Origin of the sequence: Kribbella sp. NPDC058693 (genome assembly GCF_042715335.1) — a bacterium.
GTDB classification, from domain to species: domain Bacteria; phylum Actinomycetota; class Actinomycetes; order Propionibacteriales; family Kribbellaceae; genus Kribbella; species Kribbella jiaozuonensis.
Genome location: NZ_JBHXSQ010000003.1, coordinates 1,148,616 through 1,167,304, shown reverse-complemented (window position 1 = coordinate 1,167,304; position 18,689 = coordinate 1,148,616). Strand labels below are relative to the sequence as shown.

The following is an 18,689-nucleotide window of genomic DNA, read 5'->3' as shown; positions in this document are numbered from 1 at the left end:
GGGACGCCCGCTCGGGGCGTCCCATTTCCGTGATCAGCTGCTTACTCGTCGTGCTCCTGCGGCGGCAGCGCGGCGATGAACGGGTGGTCCTTGTCGATCTTGCCCAGCTTGGACGCACCGCCGGGCGAACCGAGGTCGTTGAAGAAGTCGACGTTCGCGGTGTAGTAGTCCTTCCACTGCTCCGGGGTGTCGTCCTCGTAGTAGATCGCTTCTACCGGGCAGACTGGCTCGCAAGCTCCGCAGTCGACGCACTCGTCGGGGTGGATGTACAGCATCCGGTTGCCCTCGTAGATGCAGTCGACGGGGCACTCCTCGACACAGGCGAGGTCCTTCAGGTCAACACACGGCTGCGCGATGACGTAGGTCACTGCTACTCCTCCTATGGCAGGCAAGCGCAGCGTGGGATTCGGGGTGCTGCGATGCGGTGATGCTCGTGTCTCTAGTATCACGGTAGTACTTCGCCCACTTTGCCAGGAGTCCGGATCGTGTCAGGCCTCGGCGCCCGTGATATCGGCCACCGTGTCGTCGTCCGGCACTGGATACCGGGCGGTCTGACCGACCTGATCGGCGTACTGCAGGCCGGAGCCCCCCAGATCCTGGCTGTCCGGCACGCGGACGGCACCGTGCACGAGATCCCGACCGCGGACGTGACGGCGGCCAAGACGATCCCCGAGATGCCACTGCGCCCGGTGGACGTCGACCAGCTGTTCCTGACCGCGGCGCTGGGTCGCCCGGCGGCTGAGACGGCGTACGTCGGCCACTGGTTGCTGCGGGCATCCGCAGGCTGGACCGGCCGCGGCAACTCGCTCCTGCCCGCCGGCGACCCCGGTATGCCGGTCCCGGACGCCCTCCAGCAGGCCATCGACTTCTATGCCGAGCGCAATCTGCCCGCACAGGCCCAGATCCGCCTAGGTAGTCCCCAGGACGAGCAGATCCGTGCCTGCGGGTGGGTCGATGCGCGCCCGGAGCAGTCCGACGTCCTCGTCATGCACACGACGCTGGACCACGTGAACGCCACACCTGCCTACGACGTGCAGGTGGCCGACCGGCCGAACGACGCCTGGTACGCAACTGCCTTCGACGGCCCGGTGCCGGTTGTAGCCCCGCAAGTGCTTGAAGGCGCCGCCAAGGCGGTGTTCGCGTCGGTCAGCCTGGACGGGCAGGTCGTAGCGGTCGGGCGGGGGTCCATGACCGGCCACTGGCTCGGTGTGGACGCGATCCGGGTCTGCTCCGGCTATCGGCGCCGAGGGCTCGGTACGGCGATCGTGCAGGGCCTGGCGCGGTGGGCGGGGCCGCACGGCGGGCGGCGTACCTATCTCGAGGTGCTGCTCGAGAATGCCGCCGCCATGGCGACGTACACGCGGCTCGGGTACCGGGAGGCGTACCGGTATCGCTATCTGACCAGTCGGTGAGCCGCAGCGGCCCCGATGAGCGTCAGTACGACGAAACCCGCCACCACCACCTCCAGCGCGCGGCTGGGGTCTGCAGCGAGCGCAGCGTAGGTCGAGCCGGCCAACGCGACGCCGAGCGCTCCAGATAGCTGTGCGTTCGTGGCGACCACTCCGGACAGGTCAGCGGCGTACTCCGAGGACATGCGCGACGTGACCGCACCGATGAGGGTGTTGGCACTGATACCGAGCCCCAGCCCGCCAATGCCGAGCAGCGCGAACAGCAACGCGCCGGTATGGCCGCCCAGGAGCAGATAGGCCAGCACGGCCACGTAGCCGGCAGTCAGGACCAGGCAGCCGATAACCGGCATCCACCGCACTCCCCTACGCAGCTTGGGCAGGATCGGGCCGGCCAGACCGAACGCAGCTACCCAGACGACCATGGCAAAGCCTGAGTACGCCGGTCCCTTGTGCAGCCCGCCCTGGAGGTAAAGGGCGAGTACGAAGAGCAGAGCGAAGTACGTGCCGCTGGTGCACCCGTGGGCGAGCAGACCGGCGCGGACCGAGCGGTCGGCCAAGACCTGGCGCGCTACGAGCGGGCGGCCACCACGTGCCGCCGTACGACGTTCGCCGTACTCGAAGAGCGCCAACGCGGGCAGGCTGAGCAGGAGGCAGAGCCAGGACCAGGTGGGCCAGCCGCGTTCGGAGCCGAGCAGGAGCGGCACGATGACCAGTAGAACCGTTGTGGACAAGGCGAGTACGCCGGTCAGGTCCAGGCGGTCGCGGTGCCCGACAGAATCGACAGGCAGCAGGCGACGACCCGCCACAGCCAGTGCGATACCGATGGGCACGTTGACCAGGAAGATCGGTCGCCAGCCGGTGCCGAAGAGGTCTGCAGCGATCAACACACCGCCCAGCAGCTGACCGGCCACTGCGCCGCCGGACAGCGCGATCGAGAAGTACCCGAGCGCCTTGAGCCGGTCACGGCCCTGGAAGTGCAACTGGATGCCGCTGAGCACCTGCGGCACCATCAGCGCCGCACCAGCGCCCTGGACGAAGCGAGCGACGACCAGCAACGTGATGCCGGGAGCGAGGCCGCACAAGGCAGACGCCGCGGTGAAGACGGTCAGACCGAGCAGGAACGTACGCCGGTACCCGAGCGACGAGCCGAGCCGCGCACCGGTGATCAGCAGTACGGCGAACGCGACGACGTACCCGGAGACGACCAGGCCGACCGCACCCTCGGAGGCGTGCAGATCGGCGCCGATCGACGGGCCGGCAACGTTCGCGACCGCGGTGTCGATATTGGCCATGAACTGGCCGGTGAGCAGGACAGCGAGGATCGCGCCCCGATTTCGTGTCTGAGTGATGTGCACGTCGATGGAACGGTGTGAGACCGCCGTGATGTGAGGGGCATTAGGCTCGGGTGCCATGGCGGATCACGTGGTGGAGCGTCCGGAGTACCCCGGGGACTTCGAGGGGACCGTGCATGTCGAGTACAAGCCGCACCCGGACGACGGGGTGGCCGACCCGGGCGAGATCGTCTGGACTTGGGTGCCGTTCGAGGAGGACCACCACCGGGGCAAGGACCGGCCCGTGCTGGTGGTCGGCTCGGACGGCGTCTACCTGCTGGCGCTCATCCTGACCAGCAAGGACCACGACCGCGACGCCGCCGACGAGGCGCGCTGGGGCCGGGTGTGGATGGACATCGGCAGCGGGGCCTGGGACAAGGAGCACCGGCCGAGCGAGATCCGCCTCGACCGGGTGCTACGCATCGACCCGCAGCAGGTACGCCGCGAAGGCGCCGTGATCGACGAAGAGCTGTTCAACCAGGTGGCGGCCGAACTTCACCAGCTCCACCGGAGCTAGCTGGCCGGCTTCGTCGGTGGCTTGACGCGGCCCGGTGGCGTGGTGGTGCCGCCGGGAGGCGGGGTCGGGATGGTGCCCGGCTTCGGCCCGCAGCGGATGTCGTTGGCGGCGTTGTACTTCGTGGTGAACTGCTCGGTCTTGACCCGAGCGCCGTTCTTCGCGAAGTACCGGAAGATCGTGATGTCGAAGCCGGCGGTCGGCGCCTGCGCCTCGCACCCGGCCGCGGGGTTGTACTGGACGACCGGCTGGCGGAAGTTCGACTTCGCCGACTGGCCCGCGGTGATGTCCCAGACCTTCGTACCCCAGATGATCACCCGGATGCTGCCCGAGTTCCCCGGGGTGGACGGCTTGAAGATCGTCTGAACCAGGATCCCGTGGCCCGAGTCGTTCAGGAACTTCAGGTCGACGTTCGGCCACGCGACGGTCGCCTCCCGGCCGACCGGGTAGCGCGAGATGTAGACGCTGTGCGCCTTGTGCTCGAGCACCTTCAGCCCGGCGAAGAAGGCCGCGTTGAACGTCGTCGTCGCGGACTGCGAGACGCCGCCGCCGAGGTCCTTCTCGAACTTCCCGCCGCTGATGATGTAGCCCTCGGTGAACCCGTTCTCCTTGGTCCGCTCGCCGACGATCTTGTTCAGGCTGAAGGTCTCGTTCGGCTTCAGCAGCGTCCCGTTGATCTTCCGTGCGGCCGTGCCGATGTTGGTGTTGCGGTACGGCGCGTGCGGGAACTGGGTCTGGAACTCGCCCATCTTCTGGGTGATCCCGAGCGCCGTTGCCTGCTCGGTGGTGAACGTCGCCTTGGTCGGCGTCAGCGGTACGGCGGCCCGCCGCTCGCCGGTCGGCTTCGGCAGGATCGCCAGGATCGCCGCGCCGACCTTGGTCCGGTCAACGACCATGCCGTCGATCGCCGGGACCACCTTCGGCCCGGCGCCGACGATCTGCACCGTCGCGTCCTTCGGCAGCGTCTCGAGGGTCTTGAAGCGCTGCTGGAACAACGGCTCCAGCAGCTTCGTCCGCAGGGACGGGATGACCTGGCCTTCTTGTGCGGTCAGCGTCAGCGCCGGCGCGATCTCGGCCGGCTGCAGCTCGACCGACTTGGAGCCGACGGTCAGCCGGACCGGGCCGGACATGGCCGGCTCGGCGAAGTCCGTGAGCGCCTTCTTGATCGCGTCGGTCCCGGCCTTCGGCTGGGTCACGCCGACCGGCAGGTCCTTCGGATCGCCGTTCGAGGGGTACGCCGCGACCACGGCCGCCGGCGCCTTCGCGGCGTCCAGCTGCAGTCCAGGTGCCGGCTGATGCGTGACCGGCTCGGTGCCCTTGAACGTGATCGTGCCTTCGGTGGCCGGCCGGTTGACCTGCGCGGAAAGCTTGTCGATGGCAGCCTTGAGCCTCGCGTCGTCCTTCTCGACGACCGGCGCGACCGCGTCCCCACCGGTGAGCGCGTGCCAGATCCGGGCCGGGGACAGGCTGCGGCCCGCTCCCGCGGCGTCGACGGTGGCGTCCACATCGACCGTCAGGCCGGCGTCAGCCGGGGCGACCGTGAACTTCGACTCGCCCGCCTTCAGCGCGATCGGAGCCGCGATCCGGTCCTTCAGACCGGTCTCGAGCTTGGTCTTCGCGGCGTCCTTGGAGAGACCGCCGATCGGGATCCCGAGCACGGTCGTGTCACCGGGAATCTTGTCTCCGGCGAACGCGAACGCCGCCCCGTACCCCACGACGAGCACACCGAGCCCCGCGGCGGCAATGATCCCCGCGAGCTGCTTTCTCCCCACCGGACAGAGTCCTCCTGCTCGAGCCGTGGTCAAGGCACAAGCGCACATCTTACGGGACGCGAGAGGGTCCTCCGACCGCCGGGGCAGCCCCTGGTTGCCCCGCGGTAACGCTCAGTTTCCCGGGAGATTCCGGTAGTGACTGGAGTGGTAGATCAGCGCGCTCGGGTCGGCCGGTTCGCCGGTGCCGAGGCTCAGCACCTCACCCACGACGATCGTGTGGTCGCCCCCGTCGTACGTCGCCCAGGTGCGGCACTCGAGCCACGACAGCGAGCCGTCGACGACCGGGCAGCCCGTCTTCGGGCCGGCCGTCGTCGCGATGCCGTCGAACTGGCTGTACAGATCCCGGCCGGACCGCGCGAACCGCTCCGCGATCTCCCGCTGCGCACCGGACAGCACCGACGCCGCCCAATACCCGCAATCGAGTACGGCGGCATGCATCCGCACACCCTTGTCCACGCAGACGAGCACCAACGGCGGATCGAGCGACACCGAGGTGAACGCGTTCGCGGTCATGGCATGCGCGACGCCGTCCTGCAGCGTGCTCATGATCGTGATCCCCGACGCGAACCGCCCGAGCGCAGTACGGAACTCCGCAGGCGGGACGCTCCCACTGGGCTCGGATGAGGACACCACTGCAGGTTATGCCTGCCGGAAGGTTGATGCCTCAACCGAGCGTGTGGGAACGGTCACCTCACAGGTCGGACCCGCAATACGTCTACAGGCCCGCGAACAGGTCGTGCTCGACGCCGTCCGGGCCGGGTGCCGCGGTGCCCTTGACCAGCCGGTACGGCTCGGAGCCCCAGATCTGGTTGCCGAGGTTGTTCGACAGGGCGAAGAACGGGCCGTCGACGGTGATCTGGGTGGCGTGCGCCTTCATCGCGCTCATCTTGCGGTCGACGAACTGCTCGCCGTCGATCACACAGTCGATCAGGCGGTCGGGGGTGATCATCGGCGGCATCGGGCCGTCGGGGTCCAGGCCCTCGAACGTGGTCTCGTCGCCGGCGTCGCGCAGCATCCGGAGCTGCGACCGCATCCGGGACTCGGCCATCGCCGTCCAGTAGATCTTCGGGATGTCCCAGGCCGGGCCGAGGTCCTCGCGGTACGACCGGGCGGCGGCGAGGTCGGCGGCGTACGTCGCGACGCGGTGGGCCTTGATGTGATCGGGGTGGCCGTAGTTGCCCCACTGGTCGTAGGTGACCAGGACCTGCGGCCGGAGCTCGCGGATGATCGGGACCAGATCGTTCGCCGCGGTGACCAGGTCGGCCTGCCAGAAGCTGTCCTTGCGGGTCTCGTGCGGGACGTCGGCGTTGCCCTCGTCGTTGTAGATCATCCCGGTGTCGCGGTACTTGCCCGCGCCGCCGAGGAAGCGATGGTCGGTGACACCGAGCTCGGCCATCGCGTTGGCGAGCTCACCGATCCGGTGCTCGCCGAGCGCGTCGTCCTGGTCGGAGGCCAGGTGGGCGAGCTCGGGGACGAGGACCTCACCCTCCTCACCGAGGGTGCAGGTGATCAGCGTGACGTGGGCGCCCTCAGCCACGTAGCGCGCCATCGTGGCACCGTTGTTGATGGTTTCGTCGTCCGGGTGGGCGTGCACCAGCATCAGCCGGCGCTCAGCAAGCTCAACCATGCCGAAAGCCTACGTCGGCCGCCGGACAGTTTCCGTTCAGTTCCGCTCAGCCGAAGCGGCGGACCAGCAGGCACCCGGCCTGGAACCGCGACTTGGCGCCGAGTCCCGCGATCAACGCGCCGATCTCCGCGCGTACCGTCCGCAACGACAGGCCCAGCTCCCGCGCGATGGCGGCATCCTTCGCGCCGGTGGACATCATCCGGCCGATCGTGACCTGCCGGCTGGTCAGCTCCTTGACCGCCGCAGGGCTCCGCCGGTGCGACCCGAGCTCGTACACCTCGCAGACGATCTCCGGCGCGAAGTCTTCTCTTCGCACCACGGGAACTGCCGGAAACACCGACATACCTCACTCCTCCCCAGAAGTCTCAGGGCAGGATTCTCGTCTCCGGGTCAGACCACTCACCAGGTACAACCCATACAAACCACCCATACAGTTCCGGTGCGTCACCTTCTGCTGGCGGGGTGCAGTGTGAGTTCCGCCACTCACAACTGCTTGCGCAAGGCCCGTACGAACGGGCGATCGGGCTCCAGCCAGTCGTTCTCGTCGAGCTCGGCCGGCGCGAACCACCGCAGTTCGGAGTGCTCCCGCAGTACCGGATCTCCGGCGACGGCCGTGGCCAGATAGACGTGCAGGCGATAGTCCGCCGAGATGTCCACGCCCGGCCCGAGCGAGTCGCCGACCTTGATCTCCAGGTCGAGCTCCTCGCTGATCTCCCGGACCGCGGCCTGCTCGTCGGTCTCCCCCGGCTCGACCTTGCCGCCCGGGAACTCCCAGCCGCCATCGGGCCGGTACGCCGCCAGCACCAGGCCGTCGCGTACGACGGCGACTCCAACAACTGTCTGCATTGTCGCGACTCTGCCAGAAACTGTCCGCCGCGTCCGACATGATGCCGGTATGCCGTTGCAGAACAGGGTTCTGCCCACCCAGGAGATCGTCGCCGACCCCGGCCGCGGTCTGCTGATGGGCAACCGCGGCAGCCTGCACTCGCCCGACCGCCGCCTGGGCACGACCCGCTGGCGCTCGAAGGCGTGGATCTGCTGCGTCCTTGACTGGAAGGGGATCCGGCGCGATCCGATGCCGCCCGGACGCTGGACGGCGCTGTTCTTCTTCGACGAGGCCGTCGCGCTGGCGGCCGGCCATCGCCCGTGTCATTACTGCCGACGCAGGGATTTCCTGCTGTACGCCGGGGCGTGGGCCCAAGGTCAGGCCGAGCGCCCGCGAGCCGCCGAGATGGACGCAGTACTGCACAGCCAGCGGGTCGAGTCGCGGACCCGACGACAGCGGACGACCGTCCAGGACCTCGCCGACCTGCCGGACGGCGCGATGGTGCGGTTCGACGGGAGACCGGCGTTGGTGCTCGAGCAGCAGGTGCTGCCGTGGTCCTGGGAGGGGTACGGCGAGGCGCTGAGACCGCCCGGTCTGCAGCAGGTCGAGACGCTGACTCCACCGGCGAATCTTCTTGTGCTGAAGGCCGGATTCGCTCCATTACTCCACCCGTCGGCACGGTCGCAACTGAGGTAACCCTAACCGGAAACACGCCGTGCCGAGGGGTCTTCCAATGGGCGCTCGGCGGGGGCAAAGTGTGCCCATACTGACAGCAACATAACCATCACTGGAGTCGGCATGGCTGAAGGCAACAGCGGCGTTGCCGCGGTCGCTCGCGCACTCGAAGGGCTACACGCTGCCGTCGGCAAACTCAGCCAGGAGTACGGTGACACCCTCGGCATTCGCCGCCTGGTGTCCGACGTGGCCCGGCTGAGCGACGATCTCGCAGAGCTCGGCCCGCCCGACCCCAGGCACAGGCCCGGACCCGTTCCGGAGGAACTCGAGGAGATTCCCGACGTGGAGTATGACGCGTCCATGTGGACAGACGCGGAGCATGAAGGCTTCGGCGCGCCTGACAGGCACGCTCCCTGATGGCCACCGGAGTAAGCAGCCCCGGCCGCGCACAGATCGGCCTCAAGACCGCGAGATCGGATCGATGGTGGCTCGCGCCGTTGCGGATCGGCGTGATCCTGCTGTTCTTCATCGTCTACGCGACGATCCGGATCTTCATGAACAAGTGGTACTGGGTCGGTGAGTTCCACTACCTGACACCGCTGTACTCGCCCTGTGTCACCAGCAGCTGTGTCGAAGGCTCCAGCCACCTCGGCACCTGGTTCGGCAACTTCCCGCGGTTCCTGCCGTTCAGCCTGATCACGTTCGTGATCCTGGCCGGCTTCCGCGGCACCTGCTACTACTACCGCAAGGCGGGCTACCGGTCGCTGTTCTTCGCGCCGGCCGCGTGCGCGGTGCCCGAGCCGCACAAGAACTACACCGGTGAGCGGAAGTTCCCGCTGGTCGCGCTGAACCTGCACCGCTACTTCTTCTACGGCGCGCTGGTCTTCGGTCTGCTGAACGTCTACGACGGCATCCAGGCCTTCCACGGCAAGGACGGCGGCTTCGGCATCGGCCTCGGCACGGTGATCATCTGGATCAACCTGGTGGCGCTGTGGCTGTACACGCTGTCCTGCCACGCCTGCCGGCACATCGTCGGCGGCCGGCTGAAGAACTTCTCCAAGCACCCGTTGCGCTACCGGTACTGGACCTTCGTGTCCAAGCTGAACCCGAAGCACGGCACCTTCGCGATGACGTCGCTGTTCACCGTGATCCTCACCGACTTCTACATCATGGCCCTCTCGGCCGGATGGTTCTCCGACCTGCGCATCATCAACTGACCCCGGGATCTGAAGAAGACTTATGACTGAGCTGGAACGACACTCCTACGACGTCGTCGTGATCGGGGCCGGCGGCGCCGGCCTGCGCGCGGCGATCGAGGCCCGTGAGCAGGGCAAGAAGACCGCGATCATCTGCAAGTCGCTGTTCGGCAAGGCACACACGGTGATGGCCGAGGGCGGTTGCGCGGCCGCGATGGGCAACGCGAACTCCAACGACAACTGGCAGGTCCACTACCGCGACACGATGCGCGGCGGGAAGTTCCTGAACAACTGGCGGATGGCCGAGCTGCACGCGCAGGAGGCTCCCGACCGGGTCTGGGAGCTGGAGACGTACGGCGCGCTGTTCGACCGCACGCCCGACGGCCGGATCAGCCAGCGCAACTTCGGCGGCCACACCTACCCGCGGCTCGCGCACGTCGGCGACCGCACCGGCCTGGAGCTGATCCGCACCCTGCAGCAGAAGATCGTCTCGCTGCAGCAGGAGGACTTCGAGGCCACCGGCGACTACGAGGCCAACCTCAAGGTGTACGCCGAGTGCACGATCACCGAGCTGATGAAGGACGGCGAGGCGATCTCCGGTGCCTTCGGGTACTGGCGTGAGTCCGGCCGGTTCATCCTGTTCGACGCACCTGCCGTCGTCCTGGCGACCGGTGGTGTCGGCAAGTCCTTCAAGGTCACCTCGAACTCCTGGGAGTACACCGGTGACGGGCACGCGCTGGCGATGCGGGCCGGCGCGACGCTGATCAACATGGAGTTCATCCAGTTCCACCCGACCGGCATGGTCTGGCCGCCGTCGGTGAAGGGGATCCTGGTCACGGAGTCGGTCCGCGGCGACGGCGGCGTACTGAAGAACTCCGAGGGCAAGCGGTTCATGTTCGACTACGTGCCGGACGTGTTCCGGGCGCAGTACGCGGACAACGAGGAAGAGGCCGACCGCTGGTACAAGGACGCCGACAACAACCGGCGCCCACCGGAGCTGCTGCCGCGGGACGAGGTCGCGCGGGCGATCAACTCCGAGGTCAAGGCCGGCCGGGGTACGCCGCACGGCGGCGTGTTCCTGGACGTGTCGACCCGGCTGCCGGCCGAGGAGATCACCCGGCGGCTGCCGTCGATGCATCACCAGTTCAAGGAGCTGGCGGACGTCGACATCACCAAGGAGCCGATGGAGGTCGGTCCGACCTGTCACTACGTGATGGGCGGCGTCGAGGTCGACCCGGACACCGCGTCGTCGACGGTGCCGGGTCTGTTCGCGGCCGGTGAGGTTGCGGGCGGCATGCACGGCTCGAACCGGCTCGGCGGCAACTCGCTGTCCGACCTGCTCGTGTTCGGGCGGCGGGCCGGCATGGGCGCTGCGACGTACGTCGACGGTCTGCAGGAGCGGCCGAAGATCGACGAGGCCGATGTGGACACGGCGGCGACCGAGGCGCTGGCGCCGTTCGAGCTCGAGGGCGGCGAGAACCCGTACTCGATCCACCAGGACCTGCAGCAGTCGATGAACGACCTGGTCGGCATCATCCGCAAGGAAGAGGAGATGGAGCGCGCGCTCGGCCGGCTGGCCGAGTTCCGCGGCCGGATCGCGAAGATGACGGTGGAGGGTCACCGCCAGTTCAACCCGGGCTGGCACCTGGCGCTGGACCTGCGGAACATGCTGACCGTGTCCGAGTGCGTGGCCGGTGCGGCGCTGCTGCGGCAGGAGTCGCGCGGCGGTCACACCCGCGACGACTTCCCGGAGATGTCGCCGGAGTGGCGCAAGAAGCTGCTGGTCTGCAAGCTCGACGCCGAGGGCCGTGTGAACGTGACCGAGGAGCAGCAGATCCCGATGCGCGAGGACCTGCTGGGCCTGTTCGAGGTCGACGAGCTGAAGAAGTACCTGACCGAAGAGGAGTTGCTGAGTGAGCTATAAGGGAAAATTCCGCGTCTGGCGGGGTGACTCTGAAGGCGGTGAGCTCAAGGACTACGAGGTCGAGGTGAACGAGGGCGAGGTCGTCCTCGACGTCATCCACCGGCTGCAGGCGACCCAGACGCCGGACATGGCGGTCCGGTGGAACTGCAAGGCCGGCAAGTGCGGCTCCTGCAGCGCCGAGATCAACGGCATGCCGAAGCTGATGTGCATGTGCCGGATGAACACGTTCGCCGAGGACGAGGTCGTCACGGTCACGCCGATGCGCACGTTCCCGGTGATCCGGGACCTGGTCACCGACGTCTCGTTCAACTACCAGAAGGCGCGCGAGGTCCCGGCCTTCAAGCCGCCGGCGGACCTGAAGCCGGGCGAGTACCGGATGCAGCAGGTCGATGTGGAGCGCTCGCAGGAGTTCCGCAAGTGCATCGAGTGCTTCCTGTGCCAGGACACCTGCCACGTGATCCGGGACCACGAGGAGAACAAGGAGTCGTTCTCCGGTCCCCGGTTCCTGATGCGGGTGGCCGAGCTGGACATGCACCCGCTCGACGCCGCCGACCGGCAGCACGCGGCCCAGGACCAGCACGGGCTGGGCTTCTGCAACATCACCAAGTGCTGCACCGAGGTGTGCCCCGAGCACATCAAGATCACCGACAACGCGCTGATCCCGATGAAGGAGCGCGTCGCCGACCGCAAGTACGACCCGATCGTCTGGCTCGGCAACAAGATTCGCCGCCGCCCGGCCTGAGGTAGTCAGCCCGAGGACCCTGGAACCGACCCTGGTTCCAGGGTCCTGCTGTTTTCCCCCGTGTGGGGGAGCCCAGCGCCCTGGTCCGGCCCCTATCGTTCCGGGCATGGACGTTGTGGTCGCGGGGTTGTTCAGCCTGGGTGTGTTCCTGGTGATCTTCGTGCCGGTCGCGCAGCGGTTGCTGGGCGTGCGGTTCGGGGTGGTGCGCATGGTGCTGGCCGCCGCGATCACGCTGAGTCTGTTCAGCCCGATCGCGAACGCGCTGGTCGGCAAGCCGCCGTACACCGGGTCGAACGGTGCGGCGATCGCGTTCCTGGTGCTGACGACGCTGTTCTCCATGCTCGCCGGGCTGGTGTTCCTGGTCCTGGCCGAAGCGTTGGTACCGACCGGATCGTTGCCTCGGGCCCGCGATCTGCGCCGGGACGTGAGCGGCCGGATCGCCCGCACCCGGCGGTACCTGCAGATCCTCCGGATCGCGATCAAGCACGGCCTCGGACCGTACCTCCGCGGCCGCCGACGCCCCGGCCGGGAGAACGCCGCAGGCCAGGCCGACCTGGCCCGTTCGCTGCGGCTCGCGCTCGATGAGGCCGGCGTCACGTTCGTGAAGCTCGGCCAGGTCCTGTCGACTCGCAGCGACATCATCCCGGGCACGGTCGCCACCGAGCTCAGTCGGCTGCAGGACCAGGTCTCCCCCGCGCCCTGGCCGGAGATCGAGCAGGTCCTGGCCGAGGAGCTCGGCGGCCCACCCCATCAGCTTTACGCCGACTTCGACAGCGAACCGCTGGCCGCCGCCTCGGTCGCTCAGGTGTACGCCGCCCGCCTGCCCGACGGCCCTCGGGTCGTCGTCAAGGTCCAGCGCCCCGGTATCGCGGGCATCGTCGACCGGGATCTCGACATCGTCCGCCGTCTCGCCCGGCTGCTCGAACGGAACACCGACTGGGGCCGCTCGATGGGTGTTCGCGCGCTCGCCGACGGATTCGCGGACGCGATGCGGGAGGAGCTCGACTTCACCGTCGAGGCCGGCAACATGACCACGGTCGCGGCCGGCCGTTCCATTGCTTCCAGCAACGATCTCGTCGTACCGCAGCTGTATCCGGACCAGTCGACCCGCCGCGTCCTGACGATGGAGCGCCTCGACGGTATCGGTCTCGGCAACGCCCGGCAGGCGATCGCGGATCGCGGCCTCGATCCGGTCCGCCTCGGCCGTTCGCTGTTCGAGTGTCTGCTCGGCCAGGTCGCGATCGACGGCGTCTTCCACGCCGACCCGCACCCGGGCAACTTCCTGCTGCTCGCCGACGGCCGGATCGGCATGCTCGACCTCGGCTCGGTCGGCCGCCTCGATCCCGCTACCCGCGACGCGTTGCAGCGTTTCCTGCTGGCGATCGATCACGGCGACCCGGTCTCCGCGACCGATGCACTCCTGGAGATCGTCTACCGCCCCGACGTCATCGACGAGCGTGCGCTGGAGCGTGCCGTCGGACAGTTCATGACCCGGCACCTCGCGGCCGGGGTCACGCTCGGACCGGCCATGTTCAACGACCTGTTCAAGATCATCACGTCGCACGATCTCGGCGTACCGCCCGAGGTGGCCGCCGTGTTCCGTGCGCTGGCGACGATCGAGGGCACGATCTCGCGGATCTCCCCCGGGTTCGACTTGGTTGCCGCGTCGCGCCAGTTCGCCGCGGCCCATGTCACGGATCGCCTTGCGCCGGACGCATTACGCCGTACGGCGACCGAGGAGCTGGCTTCGTTGCTGCCGATGTTGCGACGGCTGCCGCGACGGATCGACCGGATCGCGGCCGCCGCGGAGAGCGGGCGGCTCGGCGTGAACGTCAGACTGCTCGCCGACGAACGCGACCGCCGGCACGTCACCGGTCTGCTTCACCAAGCCCTGCTGGCGATCCTCGGCGCGACCGCCGGTCTGATGGCCGTGCTGCTGCTCGGTACGCCGGGCGGACCGCAGGTCACGACGTCGATGACGCTCTACCAACTGATCGGCTACAACCTGCTGGTGATCTGCGCGGTGCTCGTGCTCCGCGTCCTGGTGCTGATCTTCCGCCTGCCACGCCACTTGACTTAAACCTAACTTGAACTTCGACCATATCCTTCATGTCCACCACCACTGAGTCCCGCCCCAGGCTGTTCACCGGCCAACACCTGCCCTTGGTGCTCGGGGTGATCGGGCTGGTCACCCTTGGCGCCTTCGAGAACCGCGCGGTCGGTACGGCGCTGCCGACGATGGTCCGCGAGTTCGACGCGCTCGGCAGCTTCGGTCTCGCGAACGCGGCGCCGAACGCGAGCTACCTGATCTCGCTCGCGATCGCCGGCCTCTGGTCCGACCGCCGCGGCCCGATCCCGACCCTGCGCGCGGGTGCGATCTCGTTCGCCCTCGCTCAATTGCTGGTCGGGACCGCGACCGCGATGCCGATGGTCGTCGCCGGCCGGCTGCTGAGCGGTCTGGCTGAGGGACTGCTCGACGTGTCGTTGGTGGTGCTCGTGGCCCGCGCGCTTCCCGCCGTACTGCGGCCCCGGATGTTCTCGTTGTTCGCCGCGATGTGGATCCTGCCGTCCGTCCTCGGACCGGTGCTGACCGGCGTGGTGACCGAGCAGTTCGGCTGGCGCTGGGTCTTCCTCGGCGCGATCGTCCTACTCGTCCCCAGCTGGCTGCTGCTCGGACCGGCGATGCGTCAGTCGGCGACCGCGACCGCGCCAGAACGGACCGCGGACGACATCGCCGAGCTCGAGGCCTGGCGAGCCGCACTCCCGTGGGCCCTCGCAGCGTCGGTCGCGCTGTTCTCGATGACGCTGGCCGGCGACCACCTGGAGGCCCACCCGATCATCAGCGGTACGGCGGTCGTCGTGGCGCTCGCGGTACTCGCGCGGGCCGCCGTACGCGTGATGCCCGCGGGCATGTTCGTTGCCCGACGTGGCTTCCCGGCGGTGGTCGCAGTACGCGCACTGGGCGGTGCTGCCTTCGCCGTGTCCGGCGCGTACCTCCCGTTGTTGCTGACGCTGGAGCACCACTTCAGCCCGTCCAAGGCCGGCGTGACGTTGTCGATCACCGGAGTGTGCTGGGCGTTCGGCTCGTGGCTGCAGGGCCGGGAGCACGGGATCGAGCGAGTCACCGTACTGCGAACCGGGCTGGCCTTCATGGCGATCGGACTGCTCGTCACCTCGTTGCTGGCATGGACGAACGGGACTACCTGGATCGGTCTGATCGGCTGGGGGTTCGCAGGCATCGGCATGGGGCTGAGCTCGTCCAGCCTGTCCGTCCTCACTCTGGACCTGTCCGACCACAGCAACTCCGGCCGCAACAGCAGCGCCGGACAGATGGCCGCGACGATGAGCATCGCGACCGGACTGGCGATCAGCGGGACGCTCTTGGCCTTCAACTCCGACAACCCGCGCCCGTGGGTCTTCGGCTCGATCGTTACGGCAGGCGGCGTACTGGCGCTGCTGGGCTTCCTGGCAGCGCCGCGGTGCCGCCGGGCCTGAGCTCCTGAGTCCAGCGGTTACAGTGCGGTCATGGCGGTTCAGGGCACCGGCAGTCGCTACGAGGAGGTCGCGGTCGGTCTGATCGGCGGAGAGTCTTTCGTCCGCCGGATGGTCTCGGTCGCGCGCCAGAGCAGCACGCCGGGACTGCGCGTCGAGCCTGCGGTGTACCGGCACGAGAGCGAGGCGCCGCAGCTGGCGCGGCAGGTGATGGAGCGCGTCGACGTACTGCTGTTCGCCGGACCGCTCCCGTACGACCTCACGATGGCCAAGGGCGACCTGTCCGTCCCGGCGGTGTTCGTACCGCCCGGCAGTGCCGCACTGCACGCGGCCTTGGTTCGGGCGACGTCGGCCTTTGATCCGACACGGATCAGCGTGGACTCCGTGACGGAGCAGGACGTCGAGGACTGCTACGCCGAGGTGTCCCTGCCGGTTCAGGCCGTCCGCGTGCAGCCGTACCAGGAGGAGCTCGAGCCGGCGGACTACCTGGCGTTCCACAGCAAGCTCTTCAAGGCCGGCCGGACCGTCGGCGCGGTGACGACGATCGCCGGCGTGGCGGAGTCGCTCGAGGCGGACGGCGTACCGACCGTGCTGATGCGGCCGTCGACGCAGACGCTCCGGGAGACGCTGCGGGCGGCGATCCTCACCGGCAGCGGCGCTCGGCTGTCCAGGTCGCGGATCGCCATCGTCATTGCCCAGGTGCCGGACTCGGCGTTGCCGACACGGACCAGCCCGGCGCAGTACTGGTACCAGGAGCTGAAGCTGTCGCTGCACCACGAGCTGCTGCACGACGCCCGCCGCATGGACGCGATCGTGTTGCCCCACGACCAGACCAGCTTCCTGGTGATCACCACGCTCGGCTCACTGCGGACGATCACCGGCGACCTCGAGACCGCGCCGTTCCTGGCCCGGGTCCGCGAGACGCTCAACCTGGACCTGCAGGTGGGCATCGGCCTCGGCCGGTCCACGCTGGAGGCGGAGAACAACGCGTACCGCGCGGTGGCGATGGCGGCCGCGGACACCGGCGACCTGGCGTACCTGGTCGGGTCGGACGACCTGGTGCTCAAGCTGCCGGCCGAGTCCGATGCCGAGGCGACGGCCGCGCCGGTGGCGGACGAGACGCGTGACCTGGAGACGTTGCGGATGCTGGTCCAGAGCCTCGACGAAACCGGCGACGAGGCGCGGCTGGTGGATGCGGAGCAGGTGGCGGGCATCCTCGGCGTCACGCTGCGGACCGCCCGGCGTACCTTGCGCGGCCTGGTCGACAGCGGGCTGGCCTGGCCGATGCCTGCAACCCGAGCGGCGCGCAAGGTCGGTCGACCGCCGATGGTCTACCAACTCCTGGACGAGCGCCTCAAGAACTCCGGCAGTTGAGCGTTGGCGGTACTCGGGCAGGGCTAGAGTGAGCGCATGGCTGAGCTCTTGACCGACGACCAGATCGATCTGGCGATCCGCGACCACCTGCCGCAGTGGAAGGTCGTGGACAAGGAACTGGTCCGCGAGGTCAAGGCGCCTGCCTTCCTGGACGGCATCCGGCTGGTGGCGACCGTCGCGCAGCTGGCAGAGTCGATGAACCACCACCCGGACATCGACATCCGCTACACCACGATCACGTTCCGGGTCACCACCCACGACGCCGGTGGAATCACCGACGACGACCTGGTGCTGGCGCGACACATCGACACCGCCGCCGGCTGACTTGTTCCCGTCATGACGCTTGTCCGCCAGGACAAGCGCTGGTCCGGCATGCCCGGAAACGCCTTGAATCTAAGGCATGACCGCCCTAGGTAGTGCTCTCACCGTCCTGCTTGCACTGGTCCCGTCCCAGGCGGACCCCGGCTGGTTCTGGAACGCTCCGCACTGCGACACCGTGTACGGCGACGGCTCGGTGACGATCACCGAGTCCGACGGGGAGACGCTGGCGCCGACGACCGGCAAGCTGCGCGCCGTCACGTACGCGAAGGTCGCCACCCTCGAAGAGCCCAACACGCTGATCACCATCGGCAAGCAGTCCATCCAGCGCTCGAGCGACGCCGGCTGCAGCTGGCAGTTGCTCGACAAGGCGCCCGACGACCTCAGCACGTACGACGTGCAGCCCGGGCCGGGCGACTCGGCGTACATCTACAGCGTCAACGACCAGCCCATCCATCGCGTGCACGGCTCTCGGGTGACCAGTGTGCTCGGGCCGGTCGAGGGAGGCGGTCTGGCTGCACTGGACGCGCGGGCCGGTCGGCTGCGTGTCGTTGCTGGTGACGGGCAGCTGTACGACTCCTCGGACGACGGCGTGACGTGGCAGCGCACCGGCGTACTGCCTGCTCGCGATCTCTTCGTGTACGACGCCGTCGTGGACCCGCGGAACCCGGATCACGTCGTCCTCGGTGTGATGTCGGACGGGGTCTATGTCACGTACGACGGCGGCCGCAGCTGGATCCGGTCGCGGGCGGTGGAGCGGGTGAACGCCTTCAGCCTGACCATCTCGCCGGCCGACCCGTCGAAGGTATGGATGGAGGGGTACGACCGGGACCGGGCGACCCGCTTCATCTGGGAGTCGACCGACGGCGGCCAGAAGTTCCACGAGGTCCTGGATCAGAGCCGAGCCGACCTGATCAACGGCAACAAGATGTGGGCCAGCCCCGTCGACCCCGACCTCATCTACTTCAGCTACGGCACGTCGTTCGCCAACTTCGGCGCTGACCTCTACCGCTTCCGCCCGTCCACCGGCGACCTGTCGAAGCAGCACAACCGCAACGACGGCATCCCGTCCCTGGCCTTCAACCCCTCCAACCCCAAGATCCTTTACTTGGGCCTCGCCGAGGAGCGTTGACGGAGGCCGATCAGTACTCCTTCGGTGTCGCGGAGGTAGGTGAGGCGGCCGATGCCCGGTAGCTCCTGGATGTCGCCGGTCGGAGTGCCGCCTGCCCCTCGGGCGGCCTCCAGCGTCGCCTCGAGGTCGTCGACCTCGATCCAGGCGATGGTCGGCTGCGACTGGTACCGACTGCTCATGATTGCGCCGTCGATGCCCTCTCCCGGCCCGGTCTCCGCGAGCAGGTAGCCGTCCGGCACCGGCACCGGCGTCACCTGCCAGCCGAACACCTTGCTGTAGAACTCCGCGGCCCGATTGTGGTCGTCGGCAACGATCTCGACATGAATGATGCGTCCCATGGCCCTGATCCTGCCGGTC

The 18,689-nt window shown here is 68.3% G+C and carries 20 protein-coding genes; 12 read left to right on the top strand and 8 right to left on the bottom strand.

The window, feature by feature from the left end; genetic code table 11:
- Positions 1-41 precede the first annotated feature (41 nt).
- Positions 42-368, bottom strand: a complete 327-nt coding sequence (gene fdxA, locus ACFWUU_RS23815; protein WP_012923087.1) for a ferredoxin — start codon at positions 366-368, stop codon at positions 42-44.
- A gap of 117 nt (positions 369-485) precedes the next feature.
- Between fdxA and ACFWUU_RS23810 the strand changes: the two genes are divergently transcribed.
- Positions 486-1,412 (top strand): GNAT family N-acetyltransferase, encoded by a 927-nt coding sequence (locus ACFWUU_RS23810; protein WP_380178323.1) that lies wholly within the window; start codon positions 486-488, stop codon positions 1,410-1,412.
- On the opposite strand, the gene ACFWUU_RS23805 is transcribed toward ACFWUU_RS23810, so the two are convergent.
- Positions 1,394-2,764, bottom strand: a complete 1,371-nt coding sequence (locus ACFWUU_RS23805; RefSeq protein ID WP_380178321.1) for an MFS transporter — start codon at positions 2,762-2,764, stop codon at positions 1,394-1,396. The two genes, ACFWUU_RS23810 and ACFWUU_RS23805, sit on opposite strands and share 19 nt — an antisense overlap.
- Before the next feature lie 55 nt (positions 2,765-2,819).
- On the opposite strand from ACFWUU_RS23805, the gene ACFWUU_RS23800 reads away from it, so the two are divergent.
- The gene (locus ACFWUU_RS23800; RefSeq protein WP_380178319.1) at positions 2,820-3,257 is read left to right on the top strand and encodes a type II toxin-antitoxin system PemK/MazF family toxin; all 438 of its coding nucleotides are present in this window, start codon (positions 2,820-2,822) and stop codon (positions 3,255-3,257) included.
- Here the strand turns inward: ACFWUU_RS23800 and ACFWUU_RS23795 are convergent.
- The 5 genes from ACFWUU_RS23795 to ACFWUU_RS23775 form a co-directional block, all read right to left on the bottom strand.
- A complete protein-coding gene (locus ACFWUU_RS23795; RefSeq protein WP_380178317.1) occupies positions 3,254-5,026 on the bottom strand; it encodes a VanW family protein in 1,773 nt (590 codons plus the stop codon). The genes ACFWUU_RS23800 and ACFWUU_RS23795 overlap by 4 nt on opposite strands.
- 111 nt (positions 5,027-5,137) lie before the next feature.
- A complete protein-coding gene (locus ACFWUU_RS23790; RefSeq protein WP_233715102.1) occupies positions 5,138-5,656 on the bottom strand; it encodes a flavin reductase family protein in 519 nt (172 codons plus the stop codon).
- Between the two features lie 85 nt (positions 5,657-5,741).
- On the bottom strand, positions 5,742-6,653 hold the full coding sequence (mshB, locus tag ACFWUU_RS23785) for an N-acetyl-1-D-myo-inositol-2-amino-2-deoxy-alpha-D-glucopyranoside deacetylase (RefSeq protein WP_380178315.1): 912 nt from the start codon (positions 6,651-6,653) through the stop codon (positions 5,742-5,744).
- A 46-nt stretch (positions 6,654-6,699) separates the two neighbouring features.
- Complete coding sequence (locus ACFWUU_RS23780) at positions 6,700-6,996, bottom strand: LuxR C-terminal-related transcriptional regulator (RefSeq protein ID WP_137258330.1); 297 nt, start codon at positions 6,994-6,996, stop codon at positions 6,700-6,702.
- Positions 6,997-7,136: 140 nt separating this feature from the next.
- Entirely contained in the window at positions 7,137-7,499 is a 363-nt protein-coding gene (locus tag ACFWUU_RS23775) for a (deoxy)nucleoside triphosphate pyrophosphohydrolase (protein WP_380178313.1), read from the bottom strand.
- Between the two features lie 49 nt (positions 7,500-7,548).
- Here ACFWUU_RS23775 and ACFWUU_RS23770 point away from each other — a divergent pair, with 49 nt between their 5' ends.
- From ACFWUU_RS23770 to ACFWUU_RS23725, 10 genes are all read left to right on the top strand, one after another.
- Positions 7,549-8,175 carry a hypothetical protein gene (locus tag ACFWUU_RS23770; RefSeq protein WP_380178311.1) on the top strand — a complete coding sequence of 209 codons (627 nt, stop codon included), beginning with the start codon at positions 7,549-7,551 and terminating at the stop codon, positions 8,173-8,175.
- A gap of 102 nt (positions 8,176-8,277) precedes the next feature.
- Positions 8,278-8,571, top strand: a complete 294-nt coding sequence (locus ACFWUU_RS23765; RefSeq protein ID WP_137258333.1) for a hypothetical protein — start codon at positions 8,278-8,280, stop codon at positions 8,569-8,571.
- Positions 8,571-9,371, top strand: coding sequence for a hypothetical protein (locus ACFWUU_RS23760; protein ID WP_380178308.1), 801 nt, complete (start codon positions 8,571-8,573; stop codon positions 9,369-9,371). The genes ACFWUU_RS23765 and ACFWUU_RS23760 overlap by 1 nt, the downstream gene beginning before the upstream one ends.
- Before the next feature lie 22 nt (positions 9,372-9,393).
- On the top strand, positions 9,394-11,274 hold the full coding sequence (locus tag ACFWUU_RS23755) for a fumarate reductase/succinate dehydrogenase flavoprotein subunit (protein ID WP_380178306.1): 1,881 nt from the start codon (positions 9,394-9,396) through the stop codon (positions 11,272-11,274).
- Positions 11,264-12,016, top strand: coding sequence for a succinate dehydrogenase/fumarate reductase iron-sulfur subunit (locus ACFWUU_RS23750; RefSeq protein WP_137258336.1), 753 nt, complete (start codon positions 11,264-11,266; stop codon positions 12,014-12,016). The genes ACFWUU_RS23755 and ACFWUU_RS23750 overlap by 11 nt, the downstream gene beginning before the upstream one ends.
- 106 nt (positions 12,017-12,122) lie before the next feature.
- Positions 12,123-14,096: an ABC1 kinase family protein gene (locus ACFWUU_RS23745; RefSeq protein ID WP_380178304.1), complete on the top strand. Its 1,974-nt coding sequence runs from the start codon at positions 12,123-12,125 to the stop codon at positions 14,094-14,096.
- A gap of 29 nt (positions 14,097-14,125) precedes the next feature.
- Positions 14,126-15,511 carry an MFS transporter gene (locus ACFWUU_RS23740; protein ID WP_380178302.1) on the top strand — a complete coding sequence of 462 codons (1,386 nt, stop codon included), beginning with the start codon at positions 14,126-14,128 and terminating at the stop codon, positions 15,509-15,511.
- A gap of 30 nt (positions 15,512-15,541) precedes the next feature.
- Positions 15,542-16,882 (top strand): hypothetical protein, encoded by a 1,341-nt coding sequence (locus ACFWUU_RS23735; RefSeq protein WP_380178300.1) that lies wholly within the window; start codon positions 15,542-15,544, stop codon positions 16,880-16,882.
- 36 nt (positions 16,883-16,918) lie between these two features.
- The gene (locus ACFWUU_RS23730) at positions 16,919-17,206 is read left to right on the top strand and encodes a 4a-hydroxytetrahydrobiopterin dehydratase (RefSeq protein WP_130440185.1); all 288 of its coding nucleotides are present in this window, start codon (positions 16,919-16,921) and stop codon (positions 17,204-17,206) included.
- A 76-nt stretch (positions 17,207-17,282) separates the two neighbouring features.
- The gene (locus tag ACFWUU_RS23725) at positions 17,283-18,332 is read left to right on the top strand and encodes a WD40/YVTN/BNR-like repeat-containing protein (RefSeq protein WP_380178298.1); all 1,050 of its coding nucleotides are present in this window, start codon (positions 17,283-17,285) and stop codon (positions 18,330-18,332) included.
- Here the strand turns inward: ACFWUU_RS23725 and ACFWUU_RS23720 are convergent.
- A complete protein-coding gene (locus ACFWUU_RS23720; RefSeq protein ID WP_380178296.1) occupies positions 18,305-18,670 on the bottom strand; it encodes a VOC family protein in 366 nt (121 codons plus the stop codon). The two genes, ACFWUU_RS23725 and ACFWUU_RS23720, sit on opposite strands and share 28 nt — an antisense overlap.
- Positions 18,671-18,689: the final 19 nt, after the last annotated feature.

Coding starts and splice junctions, on each gene's coding strand:
- ACFWUU_RS23800 (WP_380178319.1), top strand. CDS start 2,820: ATGGCGGATCACGTGGTGGAGCGTCCGGAGTACCCCGGGGACTTCGAG.
- mshB (WP_380178315.1), bottom strand. CDS start 6,653: ATGGTTGAGCTTGCTGAGCGCCGGCTGATGCTGGTGCACGCCCACCCG.
- ACFWUU_RS23780 (WP_137258330.1), bottom strand. CDS start 6,996: ATGTCGGTGTTTCCGGCAGTTCCCGTGGTGCGAAGAGAAGACTTCGCG.
- ACFWUU_RS23775 (WP_380178313.1), bottom strand. CDS start 7,499: ATGCAGACAGTTGTTGGAGTCGCCGTCGTACGCGACGGCCTGGTGCTG.
- ACFWUU_RS23770 (WP_380178311.1), top strand. CDS start 7,549: ATGCCGTTGCAGAACAGGGTTCTGCCCACCCAGGAGATCGTCGCCGAC.
- ACFWUU_RS23765 (WP_137258333.1), top strand. CDS start 8,278: ATGGCTGAAGGCAACAGCGGCGTTGCCGCGGTCGCTCGCGCACTCGAA.
- ACFWUU_RS23760 (WP_380178308.1), top strand. CDS start 8,571: ATGGCCACCGGAGTAAGCAGCCCCGGCCGCGCACAGATCGGCCTCAAG.
- ACFWUU_RS23755 (WP_380178306.1), top strand. CDS start 9,394: ATGACTGAGCTGGAACGACACTCCTACGACGTCGTCGTGATCGGGGCC.
- ACFWUU_RS23745 (WP_380178304.1), top strand. CDS start 12,123: ATGGACGTTGTGGTCGCGGGGTTGTTCAGCCTGGGTGTGTTCCTGGTG.
- ACFWUU_RS23740 (WP_380178302.1), top strand. CDS start 14,126: ATGTCCACCACCACTGAGTCCCGCCCCAGGCTGTTCACCGGCCAACAC.
- ACFWUU_RS23735 (WP_380178300.1), top strand. CDS start 15,542: ATGGCGGTTCAGGGCACCGGCAGTCGCTACGAGGAGGTCGCGGTCGGT.
- ACFWUU_RS23730 (WP_130440185.1), top strand. CDS start 16,919: ATGGCTGAGCTCTTGACCGACGACCAGATCGATCTGGCGATCCGCGAC.
- ACFWUU_RS23725 (WP_380178298.1), top strand. CDS start 17,283: ATGACCGCCCTAGGTAGTGCTCTCACCGTCCTGCTTGCACTGGTCCCG.
- ACFWUU_RS23720 (WP_380178296.1), bottom strand. CDS start 18,670: ATGGGACGCATCATTCATGTCGAGATCGTTGCCGACGACCACAATCGG.